We start from the raw sequence: 14,229 nt of genomic DNA on the forward strand, positions 1-14,229 counted from the left end.
GCCCGAAAAAATACTTATCTGTTCTTTTCAACCAGCTTGGCAAACTTCAGGCAGCGGAAAGCACGATTTCTTCCGCTGTCGCGTGAATCGATATCGTCATGTTGGCCTCGCGCGCCAGAAGCAGCGTGTAGTAGGGTTGCACCGAATGCGCGTCGATCGGTTCCTCGGGCTTATGGCCGGAATGGAGTTCCAGGAATTTGGGTGGCACGCGCAGCATCGGACCGCTCGCGGCGAGCGCAAAGCGTGGTTCGGTGTCCAGGTTTTCAAGTGTGACTGCAAGCTTGCCGCCACGCGGAATGGCGGCGTTGGCGACGAGAATGAGGTTGAGCAGCAGCTTGACCTTGTTCTTGGGCAACAGCGCGCGGGTTCCGTTCCAGACCAGTTCCGGCTTCTCGTTCTTCAGGAAGGCGATGGCAACGGCCTCGGCGTCTCCGGTATCGATCATCATGCCGGCAGAACCGGCTGCGCCGAACGCGATGCGGGCGAATTGCAGGCGGGCCGAAGCGTTTCTGGCGCTCTGGCGAATCAATTTCATGGCGTCTTCGTCGGCGCCGCCTTCATCGAGCAGCTCAAGCCCGTTGTTAATGGCGCCGACCGGCGAAATGATGTCGTGGCAGACCCGGCTGCACAAAAGCGCCGCGAGATCGGGTGCGGAAAGGGTGAAAAGCTCAGCCATAGGCGAAAGTCCCTGCAAAATTTCACTAGAAATGGCCGGGCGATCAATGATCGGGCCTGTCCAAACGAATCACGCTCTCTCCCAAGGCCTACTGAATACACAGCGCCTGAGCGTGCAGCAACAAATCCGGAATTGTTGTTATCGAAAATGGTGTGTTCACGCAGGGTTCGGGACTGCGCGGGCGACGCGAAACCAGCCTTCTAACCGCCATCTTCATGTGAAAGCTTAATGGTTGAAAAAGGATTACGGCATAGTTTGCCCATAACAGTCATCCTTAACGGCCGCCAAAGAGCCGTACGGATGCGAGGCGTCGGCGAAAGTGCTCCCTGACGGAGATTGGAAGCATGTTTTCCCGATACTACGACCGGACTTTCTTCCGTGTCATCTCTGACCGGAGTTTTTTCCGTGTCATCTCAATGGCGATCGCTCTCGTGGGTCTTGTCGTCTTTTCAACCTCGGCTTCGCGGGCCCAGCAATACACCGCTCAGGAGATCGTCGATTCCGGTCATAAATTCTTCGGCGCGACGTCGGGCGGGCTCGCAACCGTCGTTGAGAAGATCTTCTCCTCCTACGGCCTGCCCAATGGCTATTTGCTTGGCGAGGAGGGCTCGGGTGCGCTGATCGGTGGACTGACCTATGGCGAGGGCACGCTCTACACCAAGAATGCCGGCGATCACAAAGTGTTCTGGCAGGGGCCGTCACTTGGCTGGGATTTCGGCGGCGAGGGCTCGCGGGTGATGATGCTGATCTATAATCTCGACGATGTGAACAGCCTCTACAATCGTTTCGGCGGCGTTGCCGGCTCTGCCTATATCGTGGCCGGCGTCGGCTTCAACGTGATGAAGAACAACAATATGCTGCTGGTGCCGATCCGTACCGGCGTCGGCGCCCGGCTTGGCGTCAATCTCGGCTATCTCAAACTTACCCAGCGAGCCACCTGGAATCCGTTCTGAGCAGGCGGTTGCCTCGTCACCTCGAAACATTGCTGCGGCAGACCCTTGCCGCAGCGCTGGAATTCCGTCATGCGAACGTGGCACAGTCCCTGACGGTTGTTTGCCGTCCATAACGGATAGTCACCTTGGTTCAGTCGGTCCTGTTCTTTGTCCTCGGCTTTCTCTGCGCCGCCTTTCTGGCGCTGATGATTGCCCCGGCCATCTGGCGGCGGGCCGTGATGTTGACGCGCCAACGTGTCGAGGGCTCGATGCCGCTGACGCTGGCCGAGATCCAGGCGGACAAGGATCGCATCCGAGCCGAGTTCGCCATGCCGATGCGCCGGCTCGAAATGAGCGTCAAATCGTTGCGCGAGAAATCGGCTGAACAGCTTGTCGAGATCAGCCACTGCCACGAGGCCCTGAAGGGGCTGGCGGTCGAGCAGAAGGACAAGAAACAGGCACTTTCCGAACTCGAAGCCAAGGACAAAGAACTTCGCCAACGCGAAGACCAGTTGCAGCTTCTGTCGGATCGGCTTGCTCAAGCCGAGCGCGCTCTGGAAAAGCGTGCGCTCGAGCTGGAAAAGCTGGAGCACATGTATGACGACGCCAGCTTTTCCTCCAGCAGCCGCCAGATCGAACTTGTGGCGCGCGAATCCGAACTGCAAAAGCTGGCCGACGACATTTCAGTGCTGCGCAGCCAGCGCAAGGAGGCGGACAGGCGTCAGCAGGAGATCGCAGCCGAGAGCAAAGCCGCGCGAGACGATTTGAAGGCTGAGAAGAAAAGGGCCGGCGACCTGGACAAGAAGGTCGAGCGCCTGCTCGCCACGCTGGCCGATCGCGAGGACAAGCTTGGCCGCCGCGAAAAGGAAATCGCGCGGCTTCGCGAAAAGTCGAAAAACGAAAGCGTGGAAAACGCGTCGGCGGTGCGTCTCGTCGGAGCGCAAGGCAATCAGGCTGGTGCGGCCGTCCAGGGCGACGACGTCGAAAAAGCGATCGCCAAGCTCGACAGCGACCGGGAGCGGCTGGAGGCGACGCTGACGGCGCTGGCCCGTGAGAACAAGAGGCTGAAAACGGATCTTGCCGCCTTCGAGGTATCCAAATCCGAAGACGGCAACGACACGCGCCTCGCCACAGCGGCGTTGCGCGAGCAGATGAGCGACCTGGCGGCGCAAGTCGTCGTCTTGACGGCGAAGCTCGAGGGGCCTGAGTCGCCGATTGCCAAGGTGCTTGCGGCACCCAAGCAACCGGGAGGTGGCGAACGCAGCCTTGCCGATCGCGTGCGGGCGCTGCAGAAGGCCGAATCGACGCATTGAAACGCAGGCAGTGGATGCTGTCTCTCGCGGCTCAGGCCCTGCTTGCGGAAAAATGATGCAATGCGATGGCCGACGCGGCGGCGACATTCAGACTGTCAAAACCTTCAGCCATACCGATTCGCACCGTCAGCAGGCGGGCGAGCAGGCTCTCGGGCAGGCCTTCGCCTTCGGTGCCGAGGTAGAGCGCCAGCCGTTCAGTCCTTTTGGCATCGCGGATGTCGGTTTGCCCGCGTGGCGACAATGCGAACTGGCCGAAGCCCAGCCGGTTGAGCGCCGCGGTGAAGCTGACGGTCTCGGTGAAGGAGGCGAAGGGAACTTTCAGCGCGGCGCCGACCGAGACGCGGATCGCCTTGCGATACAGCGGATCGCAGCAGGTTGCGTCCAGGAACACGGCATCGGCGCCGAAGGCGGCGGCGTTGCGAAAGATGGAGCCCATATTGTCATGGTTGGCAATGCCGACCAGAACGACGATCAGCGCGCCGGCGGGCAAGGTGTCCAGCAAGGCCTCAGCGGGCTGCGCTACGCCCTTGCGACCGATCGCCAATATGCCGCGATGCATGTGGAAGCCGGCGATTCTGTCCATGACCTCGCTGGCCGCGACGTAGATCGGAAGATCCATTGGCGCCTTGCGCAGGGTTTCATCGAGGCCAGCCAGCCGGCTTTCGAGCACCAGCACCGATTCGGCCGTAAAGCGTTTGGCCGCGAGCAGCATTTCGAGCACTACCTTGCCTTCGGCAACGAAGCGGCCTTGCCGGCCGGCAAGATCGCGCTCACGGATGTCGAGATAGGCGGCGACCCGCGGGTCTTGCGGGTCGTCGATATGAATGGGGCGCATCTGTTCCTCAGCGAGGAAAAATTATCAGCGAGGTAAAAAGCACGTGAGCCGGTTCTTGTCTCTATGCATGTCGTCATCCCGAAAGCGCTGCGCCCCAGGGTTCACGCCCAAGAGCATGCTTTGGGGGTGACATGCATCAATCGGTCAAGCCCCGGCACGGCGCAGGCGGTAGGCCATCTGCGACAACTCACCCTCACCGAAAATCCCGTCAAGCATGTTGAGAAGTTCGCGCACGGCCTCGGATTTGCAAGAATAATAGATCATCTGCCGGTCGCGTCGGGTCTCGACGAGATCGAGCGCCCGCAATTTGGCCAGATGTTGTGACAGGGCGGATTGGCTGAGCAGAACCTTCTCTGCGATGGCGCCGACCGACATTTCACCATCCGCCAGATAGTTCATGATCAACAGTCGTTTCTCGTTGCCCATCAGCGTCAGGAACGTAGCTGCTGATTCGGCGTTGGCGATTAGTTTTGTCGAGACCATCGATCCCCCATACCTTCCTGCTTATCCGACGCTATGGGGGCAATAGCGTCTGACTCCATAGACTCACTTGTGAATGTGCGCTGGCGATTCAACGCTACCGGGAAAGGGTAGAACATTTGGCTCAAATCTCAAGGGTTGCTTTCGATCCGAAGCGATTTACTGTCGGGCTGTGTTTGGTCAACCGCCCGGCCGGTCTTTGCCATGTCGACCAGAACGTGCCTGAGTTCGCGCGCCGCCGCCAACGGCTCCGGGAAGAAAACCCGACAGACATCGTCGCCCAACGCCAGGTCCATGCCATCGGCATCGAAGCCGGTGACGACCCAACCGTCACCTCCGGCTCCGGCGAAATGGCGCGCATAGACGGCAATTGCATCGCTATGGTCGGCATTCATGTGGTCGAGGGCGGATTGTTCGCCGGCGGCAAGCTCTTCGACGACCGGTGCGGTTGTGACCAGATCGGCGCGCTCGAGCAAATAGGCCTTGCCGAAGCCGCCGTTGAGGCTGGCGCGCTCCGGCTCGAGGCGGAAGATCGAGAAGTCGCCAAGTCCGACATAGAGCTTCGCCTTGGGATTGCGGTTGAGATAACGCCGTTCGGCGCGGGCGTGCTCGCCGGATCCGCGCTCGATCCTCGCCGCTCGACAGACGAGCGTTATTCGCGGGTGCGCCAGCGGGTCGCCCTTGCCGGGCTCGCCGACAAGCAGCGAACAGCGCGGGTCGGCAAGGATCGCGCCGGTATGCGCGGACAGCATCGATACGAGGACCAGCGGCGTGCCGTCGATATCGGTGGCGACGCCAACCCTGCTGGCCAGCGGCGAACCGGTCCCGGGCTCGATCACTGCCAGCGCGCCGAAACGGGCGCTGCGGATCAGAGTCTTCGCCAGCCTGATCGCCTTGGCGTCGGTGTCGCGAATCACGTCCTTCTTCCGTTCAGTCAAACGCTCACCTCGTTAAGTTGATCTCTTGTCTCTAGTTATCGATCAATCACACCGGATTTGACAAGGGCTTCAGTCTCGCTTTTCGAAAGGCGGAGGCGCGCCAGCACGGCCGCCACCTGACGATCGTGATCGGCCGGCATGGCGGCAAGTGTCGGCCGGGAGCGCGAAAAGCGCGGTGCCGGGGCGGGGCGCTCAAGCGCACCCGACGTTACAAAGGCGTTGCGAGCGCGGTTATGCAGATGATCCCCGGCTTCCCGCAGCGACAGAACCGGTGCAACGCAAGCATCGGTCGCAGCAAAGAGACGGTCCCAGTCGTCCCGTGTCTTCTGTCCGACCCGATCGACAATGGCGGCGCGCATCTCTGGCCACAACGTCCTGTCGTATTGGCCGCGTACAAAACGCTCGTCGAGCGGCAGCAGTCTTGCGAATTCGGCGAAGAACCGGGGTTCAAGACAGCTGACGGCGACGTGCCGTGCGTCCGCCGTCTCATAGGTGTCGTAGAAGGGCGCGCCGGAATCGAGCAGGTTCGCGCCGCGCCTGTCACGCCACAGGCCCGCCGCCATCAAGGCGTGGACAGGCGTCGCCAGCATCGAAGCCCCCTCGGCCATCGCGGCGTCGATCACCTGGCCCTTGCCGGAACGCGAGCGCTCAAACAAGGCGGCCAGCGCGCCGGCGATCATCATCATGGCGCCGCCGCCATAGTCGGCGACGAGGTTGAGCGGTGGGACCGGCCGGCCTGCTTCCTGCCCGATGGTGTGCAGCACACCGGAATAGGCGAGATAGGTGATGTCGTGGCCGGCACGACCCGATAGCGGCCCATCTTGACCGAACCCCGTGATGCGGCCGTAGATCAGCGCCGGGTTGCGCGCCAATGCCGTGTCCGGGCCGAGACCAAGCCGCTCCATGACCCCAGGACGAAACCCTTCGATCAGCATGTCGGCCTTTTCGGCAAGGCGCAGCACCAGCTCGACGCCTTCCTGGCGCTTCAGGTCAATCCGCAGGATGGAGCGGCCGTGACGGTCGATGTCGTACTCATCCGGTAGCGACAACAACGGCTGGGTTGATCCAAGCCGCTCGATGCGCAGCACCTCGGCCCCCATCTCCGACAACATCAGGGCGGTCATCGGCACCGGTCCAAGTCCGGCCAATTCGATCACCGTAAGACCGGCGAGCGGGCCGGTCTTCGCTGCCGGGGAGACTTCGGCACTCATGGTCGGCTACTTCGGCGCCATCCGGATGGCGCCATCAAGACGGATGGTCTCGCCGTTGAGCATCTGGTTTTCGACGATGTGCAGCGCAAGCGCTGCATATTCGGAAGGCTCGCCGAGACGGGACGGGAAGGGCACTGCGGCGCCCAGCGAATCCTGCACCTCTTGCGGCATGCCGGCCATCATCGGCGTCTTGAAGATGCCAGGCGCGATGGTGCAGACGCGAATGCCCGAGCGGGCAAGGTCGCGCGCCACCGGCAGCGTCATGCCGACGACGCCGCCCTTGGATGCCGAATAGGCCGCCTGGCCGATCTGGCCGTCATAGGCGGCGACCGATGCGGTGTTGACGATGACGCCGCGCTCGCCGCCCTCCAGTGGCTCGAGCTTCGCGGCCCGGTCGGCGACGAGGCGGATCATATTGAAGGTGCCGATCAGATTGACCTCGATCACCTTGCGGTACTGGTCGAGCGGGTGCGGACCGTCCTTGCCGATCGTCTTAATGCCAATGGCGATGCCAGCGCAATTGACCAGGATACGAGGTTCGCCGAGCTTTTTTGCCACTTCCGCAATGCAAGCCGCACCGCCGTCGGCGCTGCTCACGTCGCATTGGATGGCGATGCCGCCAATATCGGCCGCAACCTTCGCCGCGCGCTCGATGCCGAGGTCGAGGATGGCAACGCTGGCGCCCTTCGCGGCCAGAGCACGCGCCGTCGCTTCGCCGAGGCCGGAGCCCCCGCCGGTGACGATAGCAATCTGGCTGTTCGGGTTCATGTCGGCGTCCTCCATCCTGCCGGGCGCATGCTACGAAGCCCTACAGGACGGCGCAACAGCATACGGATGGTCACGCCATCGCGGCGACGTGCGCGGCAACCCTTGCCTGATCGGCGTGGCAAACCTCCCCCACCAGCCCTGCCACCGCGCCCGGCACGATCTCATGCGACAATAGCCGGTCGAGATCGACCGGGCGCGGCATGGAGATTTGCCCACGCGGGATTCTCTTGAAGCCGAGCGGGCCGTAGTAGGGCTCGTCGCCGACAAGTATCACGGCTGGTACGCCGGCCTTGGCGGCGGCTCCCAGCGCGATCGCCACCAGCCGGCGGCCGATGCCGAGATTCTTGAAGGCCGGCCGCACGGCAAGCGGCCCGAGCATCAGCGCGCGGCTGGCGCCGGCCGCGATGCGCGTCATGCGCACCGAGGCGACAACGATATCGCCATCGACGGCCACGAAGGACAAAGCGCGCTCATGCGGACCGCCCTCACGGATCTTGTAGGCGGCCAGCACGAAACGGCCCGGCCCGAAGGCTTCGTCGTTGATGGCTTCGATTTCGGGGTCATGCGCCGGGGTTTCCGGCAGGTATTTCACGTCGGCAAGGCTCATGGTCTTTGCGTTCCGGTATACGGGGAAAGGTTTGCTGCAAACGGCAGCGTTCGCCAGTCAGCGCTTCATCAAGCGCGGGCGCCCTTTCGTCGTCGGTCGAACCGGATCAAAGCAAAGTCGAACATGCGGATTTTCCGCTAGCACCAATCTTCAGCCACTGCAATCGGCCGTTTTCGCCTGCCGCCCTTCGTTGCTGCCCTGCGATTGACGAACTGTTCAACGCCTGGCGATTTCCATGCGGTCGCATTGCGCCTACATCCCCTACACAGACGAAAGGACATCGCATGGGATTGCTGGTCGACGGCAAATGGCAGGATCGGTGGTACGACACCAAGGATAGCGGCGGCCGGTTCGTGCGGGCGCAGTCGCAGTGGCGCGACTGGGTCACGGTTGACGGCACGCCGGCCGAAGGTCGCAAGCGCGGCTTCAAGGCCGAGCTCGGTCGCTACCATCTCTATGTCTCGCTTGCCTGTCCCTGGGCGCACCGGACGCTGATCTTTCGAGCGCTGAAGAAACTCAAGGGCGTGATCTCCGTCTCGGTCGTCCATCATTTCATGGGCGCCAACGGCTGGACGTTCGTGGCCGAGGACGGCGCCACCGGCGACACGCTCAACGGCCTCGATTTGCTGCATCAGATCTACACCAAGGCCGATCCTGCCTATTCCGGCCGCGTGACGGTGCCGGTTCTGTGGGACAGGCGAGAGCAGACGATCGTCTCCAACGAGTCCTCCGAGATCATCCGGATGCTCAATTCAGCCTTCGACGAATGGGGCGACGCCAGCCTCGATTTCTATCCGAAAGCGCTGCGCGCCGAGATCGACGCGGTCAATGCGCTGGTTTATCCCTCGGTCAACAACGGCGTCTACCGCGCCGGCTTCGCCACGACCCAAGCGGCCTATGAGGAAGCTTTTGGCGAACTGTTCTCGGCGCTCGACCAACTTGAGGGTCGCCTGTCTCGCCAGCGTTATCTTGTCGGTGACCGCATCACCGAGGCCGATTGGCGGCTGTTCACCACGCTGGTCCGCTTCGATCCGGTCTATGTCGGCCATTTCAAGTGCAACCTGCGCCGCATCGCGGACTATCCGAACCTGTCGAACTATCTGCGCGACCTCTATCAGGTGGCTGAGGTCGCAGGCACGGTGAGCCTGCACCATATCAAGGCGCACTATTACGGCAGCCACCAAACGATCAACCCGACGCGCATCGTGCCGGTCGGGCCGGAACTGGAATACGCCGCGCCGCATGATCGCAATCGGTTTAGGAAAGCGGCCTGATCTACCAGTAGGGTGACACCGCCGCGCCGCCAAAAATCTCGGCAAGCCGCCGCAATGTGGCCGATGTCGTCCCCTCCGGCAGGCGGTCGAGCGGGAAGAACCCGGCTGCGGCGATTTCGCGGTCCGGCAGCTTCGGCGCCGCCTGATTGAATTGTTCGACCAAATAGAAGCCGACATGGTCGCGGCCGCTGGCCCGATGGTTGAAATGCATCGATTTCAGCACCGGCGGCGCCGAAAATGCAATGTTGCCCTCCTCGGAGAGTTCGCGCGCCAGCGCCTCGATCAGCGTCTCGCCCACCTCGACGCCGCCGCCTGGAAGCTGCCAGCCCGGAACATAGGTGTGGCGAATGAGGAAGACGGAATTGGAGGCGCGGTCGTGGACCAGGCCGCGCACGCCGAGCGTCATTGGTCGCCTCAGCACGAAGTACAGATGAAACAGCCTTGCCCTGAGACCCGGCCAGCCGGTCTGGCGTAACGCTTGCTCTGGATCCGGAAGTGTCATCACCCACGAAACCGTGGGTGGAAAGCAGCGCGCGCGTCGCTTATGAAGAGAGAATGTTCAGGCTCGCGCATATTTCCGATATCCATCTGGGGCCGCTTCCCGATGTAACCTATCGTGATCTCGCCTCCAAGCGGGTGGTCGGTTACGTCAACTGGCAGCGCAACCGCCGCCGCCACATGCACGATGCCGTCATCGACACGATCATTGCCGATATGAAGGCGTGCGCACCGGACCACCTTGCCGTCACCGGCGATCTGGTCAATCTGGCGCTCGATGGCGAGATCGAGATGGGTAAGCACTGGCTGGAGACGCTGGGTTCTCCCGATGATGTGTCGGTCGTTCCGGGAAACCACGACGCCTATGTGCCTGGCGCCTTCGACAAGGCCTGCCGGTCATGGGCGGCATGGATGACCGGCGACGGCGTCAATACGCCGGTCGACCGCGACTCTTTTCCCTATCTGCGCGTGCGCGGCAACGTCGCGCTGATCGGTGTCACGACGGCTCGGGCCACGGCTCCGTTCATGGCTAACGGTTTCTTTCTGGAAGATCAGGCGGAAAGATTGCGCGAAGTACTCGATGCCACGGTCAAGCGCGGGCTGTTCCGGGTGGTCATGATCCACCATCCGCCAGTGCGCGGCGCCGTTTCGCAGCCCAAGCGGCTGTTCGGCATCACGCGCTTCCACAAGGTCGTTCACCGGCATGGGGCCGAGCTTGTGCTGCATGGCCATTCGCACGAGCCGACACTGTTCTTCATCGGCGGTCGCGGTGCCAAGATTCCAGTCGTCGGCGTCGCCGCCGCGGGGCAGTCGCCCGGCGGCGGGCACCCAGCAGCGCAATATAATCTGTTGGACATCGATGGCGAAAAGGACAACTGGCGGATCAGGCTGACGCGACGTGGGCTGACTGGGCCGGCCATCCCGCCTTCCGACCTGGAGGTTCTGGAACTTGGCGCGGACGCTATGGCCTAGAGCCTGTTCCATCCCGATCGAATCGGGATGGGGCTCTATCTTCTTGTTTGACCATGATCTTCAGCGAAAACCGGATTCCACTTTTCGCTACGCGGACCTTCGGTTCAGAATCATGGTCTAAAGCTCAGTCCCATCGCAACGAGGCGGTCCCAGAACAATACAATCGATACAGCCAGCCCGACCAGGGCGCCAGCGGCGACCAGGCCCAGGCCGGAGAGGAAGGCCGACCAACCCTTGCCGCGCGAGACGGACCGCAGCGGCGGCTCTGCTTCCAGGACCAAGGCAGGGTTCAGTCCTGCGACAGCGTGCTCGACCCCGCCTTCCATTATTCTCTGGCGTTCGACGACGCGCTCCGCGACATAGCGCGTTACCTGATCGGCAACCGCTTTCATCTCGGTCGATTCTGCGAGCACTACGCGGCCGATGCGGGTGTCCTTGAGGAAGCGATAGGTGCGCCGGTCGCGCGCCATGGCGACATGGCTGACGGCGTCGATCCACAGGCGCGGCTGCAGCCCGGACGACACGGCGAAGTCGAAATTGTCCATGTCGGCGGGCACGTCGGCGAAGATAGGCGCGAGTTCGGCGGCAAGCAATTCGAGCCGCATGCGATGCGCCTCGCGCATGTCGACCACGACGTCGTCGCGGTCGGCGAAGGCGTTCTTCACATCGCGGATGGCGTCGGACAGTTTTCGCGACTGATCGATCTGAGTGATATTCTCGCCTGCGTCCTTCATCGGCGTTTGCCTCGCGGGTTTGGTTAACAACGAATTAACATAGCCGTCGGCAAAATGCACTTGCGAGATAGACAGGCCTTTAAAGCGCGCCGCGCCGGAAAGGGTCGATGCGATGCGCTTTAAGTCCTTGTTTTTATGCATGCCGTTATCCCAAAAACCGCTGCGCACCCTCGGTTCAAGACCGAGGGCACGCTTTTTGGCGACATGCTTAAGCGGCTTGCCGAAAAAACCCGGCCGGAAGCTGCGCCATCATGCCTGGCAGGAGGGATCAGTTCGCTGCAGCGGATTTTGGACGAAGCGGCCGGCTACGGCGTTTCATATTGCGGTGTACGATCCCGGCGATCAGGCCGGGCGCTTCCTCGACCAGCATATGGCCGGCCTCCAACACATGGTGCAGGTGGAAATGCGCCGGCAGAGCATCGGCCTGGGTGAAAGGCAGCACCGCGTCATCTACCCCCCAAACCACCATCACCGGCATGGTCAGCGTTTCGAGCCGTTCGCGCGGGATGGAGCCCTGCCGATCGTCCCTGGTCATGGCGGCCGCGATCTCGACAAGTTTCTGCAACTGGCGGGGACGCGCACGCATTTCGCCGAGAACATCCACGATGCGCTGCGAGGGCAGGCTTTGCGGTCCGGACATGGCGGCGAGGCAGGCGCGAATCTCGCTCCTGTCGGCAGCGGCGGCGTAACGGCGCAACAGTGGCCCATTGATCTCAGTTCCAAAGCCGCCCGGCGCCAGAAGCGTCAGCGACGCTATCCTTTCGGGTTCGGCCAATGCCATCAGCACTGCCGCCGCTCCGCCCATCGAATGGCCGACGAGATGCACCCTCCTAATTTTGCGCGTGGCGAGGTCCGCAAGAACGGCCCGAGCTGCCGCCTTGGCCGGACCGCCACCCGGAAAATCGAGGGATAGCCCATGGCCCGGAAGATCATAGGCCAGCGTCCGTGAACCAGGCGCGAGTGTCGGAACCACCGCGTGCCAGTCGTGGTGGCAACCGCCGAAGCCATGCAGGAAGACAACCGCCTTCGGGCCGGCTCCCCGTTCGGCAGCGTAAAGGGGTGAAATCATGAAAATTGATGGTTTATTGCAAGGTCAACAGGACACGAAATTCCAGAATGTGGCTGGATTGCGCCTTGTCCAAGCCGATAGCCAGTAAAATTTTCGCGATCAGCCGGCCTAATTCAGAAAAGCCTAACTGGCATTGCCAAGCCCGGCGGCACGCAAGGCTTCGACCAGCCGGTCGGTCAGATCGGCGGGGTATCTCCTCTCGACGAAGGTCGCGCGCGGATCGGCAGCGAATTTCGGGAATTTGACAGTCATCTCGTCCACGAGTTCGTTCGCCAGGTGATCGCGGCCGGCTGCCTTCGCGCCGATCAGCCGCGCAGCCAGATAGTGCGATTTCGTCGCCGTCGCTTGCAACGCATCGCTGGCAAGCGCGGCCTTGTTCATATCGCCCGTCATGAACTGGCCGACGAAAAGCCCGTAATCCCACCAGGTCGGATGGGCGCTGGAGGTTTCGGCGGCGTGAGCAAGGATCGGTGTTCCCTCCCTGTACCTACCGGCGAAAATCAGCCCATAGGCGTAAGCTGCTGCCATGCTGAGGTCGTAAGGGTTGAGTTCGTAGGCCTTGCGCATCCAGCGGATCGATTCCTCCGAATTGCCGAGGCGGGAATTGAGATAGCCATAGGCGCGGTGCGCATAGGGGCTTGTCGGCCCCATCTGCACGGCTCGACGGGCAAGCGACATCGCCTGTTCGATCGTTGCGCCGGCTGGATAGGCGTAGTGATCTGTGGCCGCCTCGAGATGCAGGCCCGCGAGTTCTGAATAGACGAGCGACGACTTCGCATCCAGCGTGGCAAGGTTTTCGAGACAGCGATAGGCGGCCTCATGGCTCTTGGCGCTCTGGTCGAGATAATACTTGTCGTTGAGCAGCAGACATTCCGTCAGGCCGGTTTGAATGCCGCTCTGTTCGATATAGTTGTAGATTGTGCCCGAGGCGGGAATGGCCGAACTCAAAATGCCGGCGACGCTGTCCTCGACGGTGGAGGGTGTGCTGTCGGCGGCAGTCAAATTGCGTGACAGCAGGACCCGTCCGGTCGCCACGCTTTGAAGCTCCAGGGTAACATCGCCTGCCGTTGGTCCCGGCAAGACATCGAATACGAAGCTGATCGCATCGGTGACCGGATCTGGCGGGCCTTCGGCGTCCCGGCCGATGAAGTTGACCGTATCGAAGCCGCTGAGGCCGGCGCGCAGCGATGCCGCGACGCGGGCAGCCCCGGCGCTGTCGGCTTTCACCGCAATGTAGACGAGCGGAAGGGTTTCAATCGGAGCCCACGGCGCGATGCTCCCGGTCGCCACTGCGCTTTCGATCGTCGACGCGGCATCGCCTCCCGCCAGCAATGCGCCGCTTCCCTGACGAAGGATCAGCACGCCCAGCATGGCGATGACCAGAACGATCGCCAACCAGAAGAACTGGAGATGGCGCTGCAGCGAGGGTGGCGGCTCGCGACCGACAGGGGGCATCAACGATGCGGCATGTGCGGCGGCCATGCCGGGTTCTTCGAGCGATCCCGACAAGTCGGCCACCGCCTCGACGTGTTCCTTCGGCTCCGGGTCGACCGGCAGGCGGATCGCGTTGAGTTCATAGGATGGAACATAGCCGCCACGCGGAATGGCGATGCGGATCGGCTCGGCAACACCCTCATTGGCAAAGTAATGCTGCAGAAGGTCGCGCAGCCTGCCGGCCTGCACCCGCACCACGGCGTCGGTCGACGGATCGAAATCGCCGTCCTTGCCGAAAACATCCATCGCGATGGAAAAACCCTTGAGCTTGTCGGCATCGCCTGCCTGCTCGCGCTCGACCAGATAGCGAAGCAGTTTACGCGCTCGCTCGGATCGTCCGAACGTTTCGCTGGCTAGCAATCGTTCCAACGTCTCGCGCACTGCGGGGGCGGCAGGCGTGGCATGCTGCAAGTGTCGATCCTTTCGAA

15 protein-coding genes are annotated in these 14,229 nt (G+C 62.3%); 4 read left to right on the forward strand and 11 right to left on the reverse strand.

Going from position 1 to position 14,229, the window contains the following annotated elements:
* Positions 1-46: 46 nt before the first annotated feature.
* Positions 47-676: a histidine phosphotransferase ChpT gene (gene chpT, locus IQ26_RS05280; protein ID WP_126034453.1), complete on the reverse strand. Its 630-nt coding sequence runs from the start codon at positions 674-676 to the stop codon at positions 47-49.
* A gap of 416 nt (positions 677-1,092) precedes the next feature.
* Here chpT and IQ26_RS05285 point away from each other — a divergent pair, with 416 nt between their 5' ends.
* Both IQ26_RS05285 and IQ26_RS05290 read left to right on the forward strand, forming a co-directional pair.
* Positions 1,093-1,629 carry a DUF1134 domain-containing protein gene (locus IQ26_RS05285; RefSeq protein ID WP_240547018.1) on the forward strand — a complete coding sequence of 179 codons (537 nt, stop codon included), beginning with the start codon at positions 1,093-1,095 and terminating at the stop codon, positions 1,627-1,629.
* Between the two features lie 125 nt (positions 1,630-1,754).
* The gene (locus IQ26_RS05290; RefSeq protein ID WP_145714599.1) at positions 1,755-2,921 is read left to right on the forward strand and encodes a coiled-coil domain-containing protein; all 1,167 of its coding nucleotides are present in this window, start codon (positions 1,755-1,757) and stop codon (positions 2,919-2,921) included.
* 31 nt (positions 2,922-2,952) lie between these two features.
* Here the strand turns inward: IQ26_RS05290 and IQ26_RS05295 are convergent, their stop codons facing one another.
* The 6 genes from IQ26_RS05295 to IQ26_RS05320 form a co-directional block, all read right to left on the reverse strand.
* A complete protein-coding gene (locus tag IQ26_RS05295; protein WP_145714601.1) occupies positions 2,953-3,756 on the reverse strand; it encodes a TrmH family RNA methyltransferase in 804 nt (267 codons plus the stop codon).
* A gap of 144 nt (positions 3,757-3,900) precedes the next feature.
* On the reverse strand, positions 3,901-4,239 hold the full coding sequence (locus tag IQ26_RS05300) for an ArsR/SmtB family transcription factor (protein ID WP_126034449.1): 339 nt from the start codon (positions 4,237-4,239) through the stop codon (positions 3,901-3,903).
* 128 nt (positions 4,240-4,367) lie between these two features.
* Positions 4,368-5,174, reverse strand: a complete 807-nt coding sequence (locus tag IQ26_RS05305) for a HugZ family pyridoxamine 5'-phosphate oxidase (RefSeq protein WP_145714603.1) — start codon at positions 5,172-5,174, stop codon at positions 4,368-4,370.
* Positions 5,175-5,209: 35 nt separating this feature from the next.
* Entirely contained in the window at positions 5,210-6,385 is a 1,176-nt protein-coding gene (locus IQ26_RS05310; protein WP_145714605.1) for a CaiB/BaiF CoA transferase family protein, read from the reverse strand.
* Between the two features lie 6 nt (positions 6,386-6,391).
* The gene (locus IQ26_RS05315) at positions 6,392-7,153 is read right to left on the reverse strand and encodes a 3-hydroxyacyl-CoA dehydrogenase (protein ID WP_145714607.1); all 762 of its coding nucleotides are present in this window, start codon (positions 7,151-7,153) and stop codon (positions 6,392-6,394) included.
* Positions 7,154-7,223: 70 nt separating this feature from the next.
* On the reverse strand, positions 7,224-7,760 hold the full coding sequence (locus IQ26_RS05320) for a GNAT family N-acetyltransferase (protein ID WP_145714609.1): 537 nt from the start codon (positions 7,758-7,760) through the stop codon (positions 7,224-7,226).
* A 284-nt stretch (positions 7,761-8,044) separates the two neighbouring features.
* Between IQ26_RS05320 and IQ26_RS05325 the strand changes: the two genes are divergently transcribed.
* Complete coding sequence (locus IQ26_RS05325; protein ID WP_145714612.1) at positions 8,045-9,034, forward strand: glutathione S-transferase family protein; 990 nt, start codon at positions 8,045-8,047, stop codon at positions 9,032-9,034.
* Between the two features lies 1 nt (position 9,035).
* On the opposite strand, the gene IQ26_RS05330 is transcribed toward IQ26_RS05325, so the two are convergent.
* Positions 9,036-9,536: an NUDIX domain-containing protein gene (locus tag IQ26_RS05330; RefSeq protein ID WP_145714614.1), complete on the reverse strand. Its 501-nt coding sequence runs from the start codon at positions 9,534-9,536 to the stop codon at positions 9,036-9,038.
* 53 nt (positions 9,537-9,589) lie between these two features.
* Between IQ26_RS05330 and IQ26_RS05335 the strand changes: the two genes are divergently transcribed.
* Positions 9,590-10,504 (forward strand): metallophosphoesterase family protein, encoded by a 915-nt coding sequence (locus tag IQ26_RS05335; RefSeq protein WP_145714616.1) that lies wholly within the window; start codon positions 9,590-9,592, stop codon positions 10,502-10,504.
* A gap of 110 nt (positions 10,505-10,614) precedes the next feature.
* Here the strand turns inward: IQ26_RS05335 and IQ26_RS05340 are convergent, their stop codons facing one another.
* From IQ26_RS05340 to IQ26_RS05350, 3 genes are all read right to left on the reverse strand, one after another.
* Entirely contained in the window at positions 10,615-11,238 is a 624-nt protein-coding gene (locus IQ26_RS05340; protein WP_145714618.1) for a hypothetical protein, read from the reverse strand.
* Positions 11,239-11,506: 268 nt separating this feature from the next.
* Positions 11,507-12,307 (reverse strand): alpha/beta fold hydrolase, encoded by an 801-nt coding sequence (locus IQ26_RS05345; RefSeq protein ID WP_145714620.1) that lies wholly within the window; start codon positions 12,305-12,307, stop codon positions 11,507-11,509.
* A 123-nt stretch (positions 12,308-12,430) separates the two neighbouring features.
* Positions 12,431-14,212 (reverse strand): tetratricopeptide repeat protein, encoded by a 1,782-nt coding sequence (locus tag IQ26_RS05350; protein ID WP_145714622.1) that lies wholly within the window; start codon positions 14,210-14,212, stop codon positions 12,431-12,433.
* Positions 14,213-14,229: the final 17 nt, after the last annotated feature.

The sequence above is a fragment of the Mesorhizobium tianshanense genome (assembly GCF_007830515.1).
Taxonomy (GTDB): Bacteria; Pseudomonadota; Alphaproteobacteria; order Rhizobiales; family Rhizobiaceae; genus Mesorhizobium; species Mesorhizobium tianshanense.

Excerpts from the sequence above, each read along its gene's own strand:
- IQ26_RS05285 (WP_240547018.1), top strand. The coding sequence starts at position 1,093 with ATGGCGATCGCTCTCGTGGGTCTTGTCGTCTTTTCAACCTCGGCTTCG.
- IQ26_RS05315 (WP_145714607.1), bottom strand. The coding sequence starts at position 7,153 with ATGAACCCGAACAGCCAGATTGCTATCGTCACCGGCGGGGGCTCCGGC.
- chpT (WP_126034453.1), bottom strand. The coding sequence starts at position 676 with ATGGCTGAGCTTTTCACCCTTTCCGCACCCGATCTCGCGGCGCTTTTG.
- IQ26_RS05325 (WP_145714612.1), top strand. The coding sequence starts at position 8,045 with ATGGGATTGCTGGTCGACGGCAAATGGCAGGATCGGTGGTACGACACC.
- IQ26_RS05345 (WP_145714620.1), bottom strand. The coding sequence starts at position 12,307 with ATGATTTCACCCCTTTACGCTGCCGAACGGGGAGCCGGCCCGAAGGCG.
- IQ26_RS05330 (WP_145714614.1), bottom strand. The coding sequence starts at position 9,536 with ATGACACTTCCGGATCCAGAGCAAGCGTTACGCCAGACCGGCTGGCCG.
- IQ26_RS05295 (WP_145714601.1), bottom strand. The coding sequence starts at position 3,756 with ATGCGCCCCATTCATATCGACGACCCGCAAGACCCGCGGGTCGCCGCC.
- IQ26_RS05310 (WP_145714605.1), bottom strand. The coding sequence starts at position 6,385 with ATGAGTGCCGAAGTCTCCCCGGCAGCGAAGACCGGCCCGCTCGCCGGT.
- IQ26_RS05340 (WP_145714618.1), bottom strand. The coding sequence starts at position 11,238 with ATGAAGGACGCAGGCGAGAATATCACTCAGATCGATCAGTCGCGAAAA.
- IQ26_RS05335 (WP_145714616.1), top strand. The coding sequence starts at position 9,590 with ATGTTCAGGCTCGCGCATATTTCCGATATCCATCTGGGGCCGCTTCCC.
- IQ26_RS05300 (WP_126034449.1), bottom strand. The coding sequence starts at position 4,239 with ATGGTCTCGACAAAACTAATCGCCAACGCCGAATCAGCAGCTACGTTC.
- IQ26_RS05320 (WP_145714609.1), bottom strand. The coding sequence starts at position 7,760 with ATGAGCCTTGCCGACGTGAAATACCTGCCGGAAACCCCGGCGCATGAC.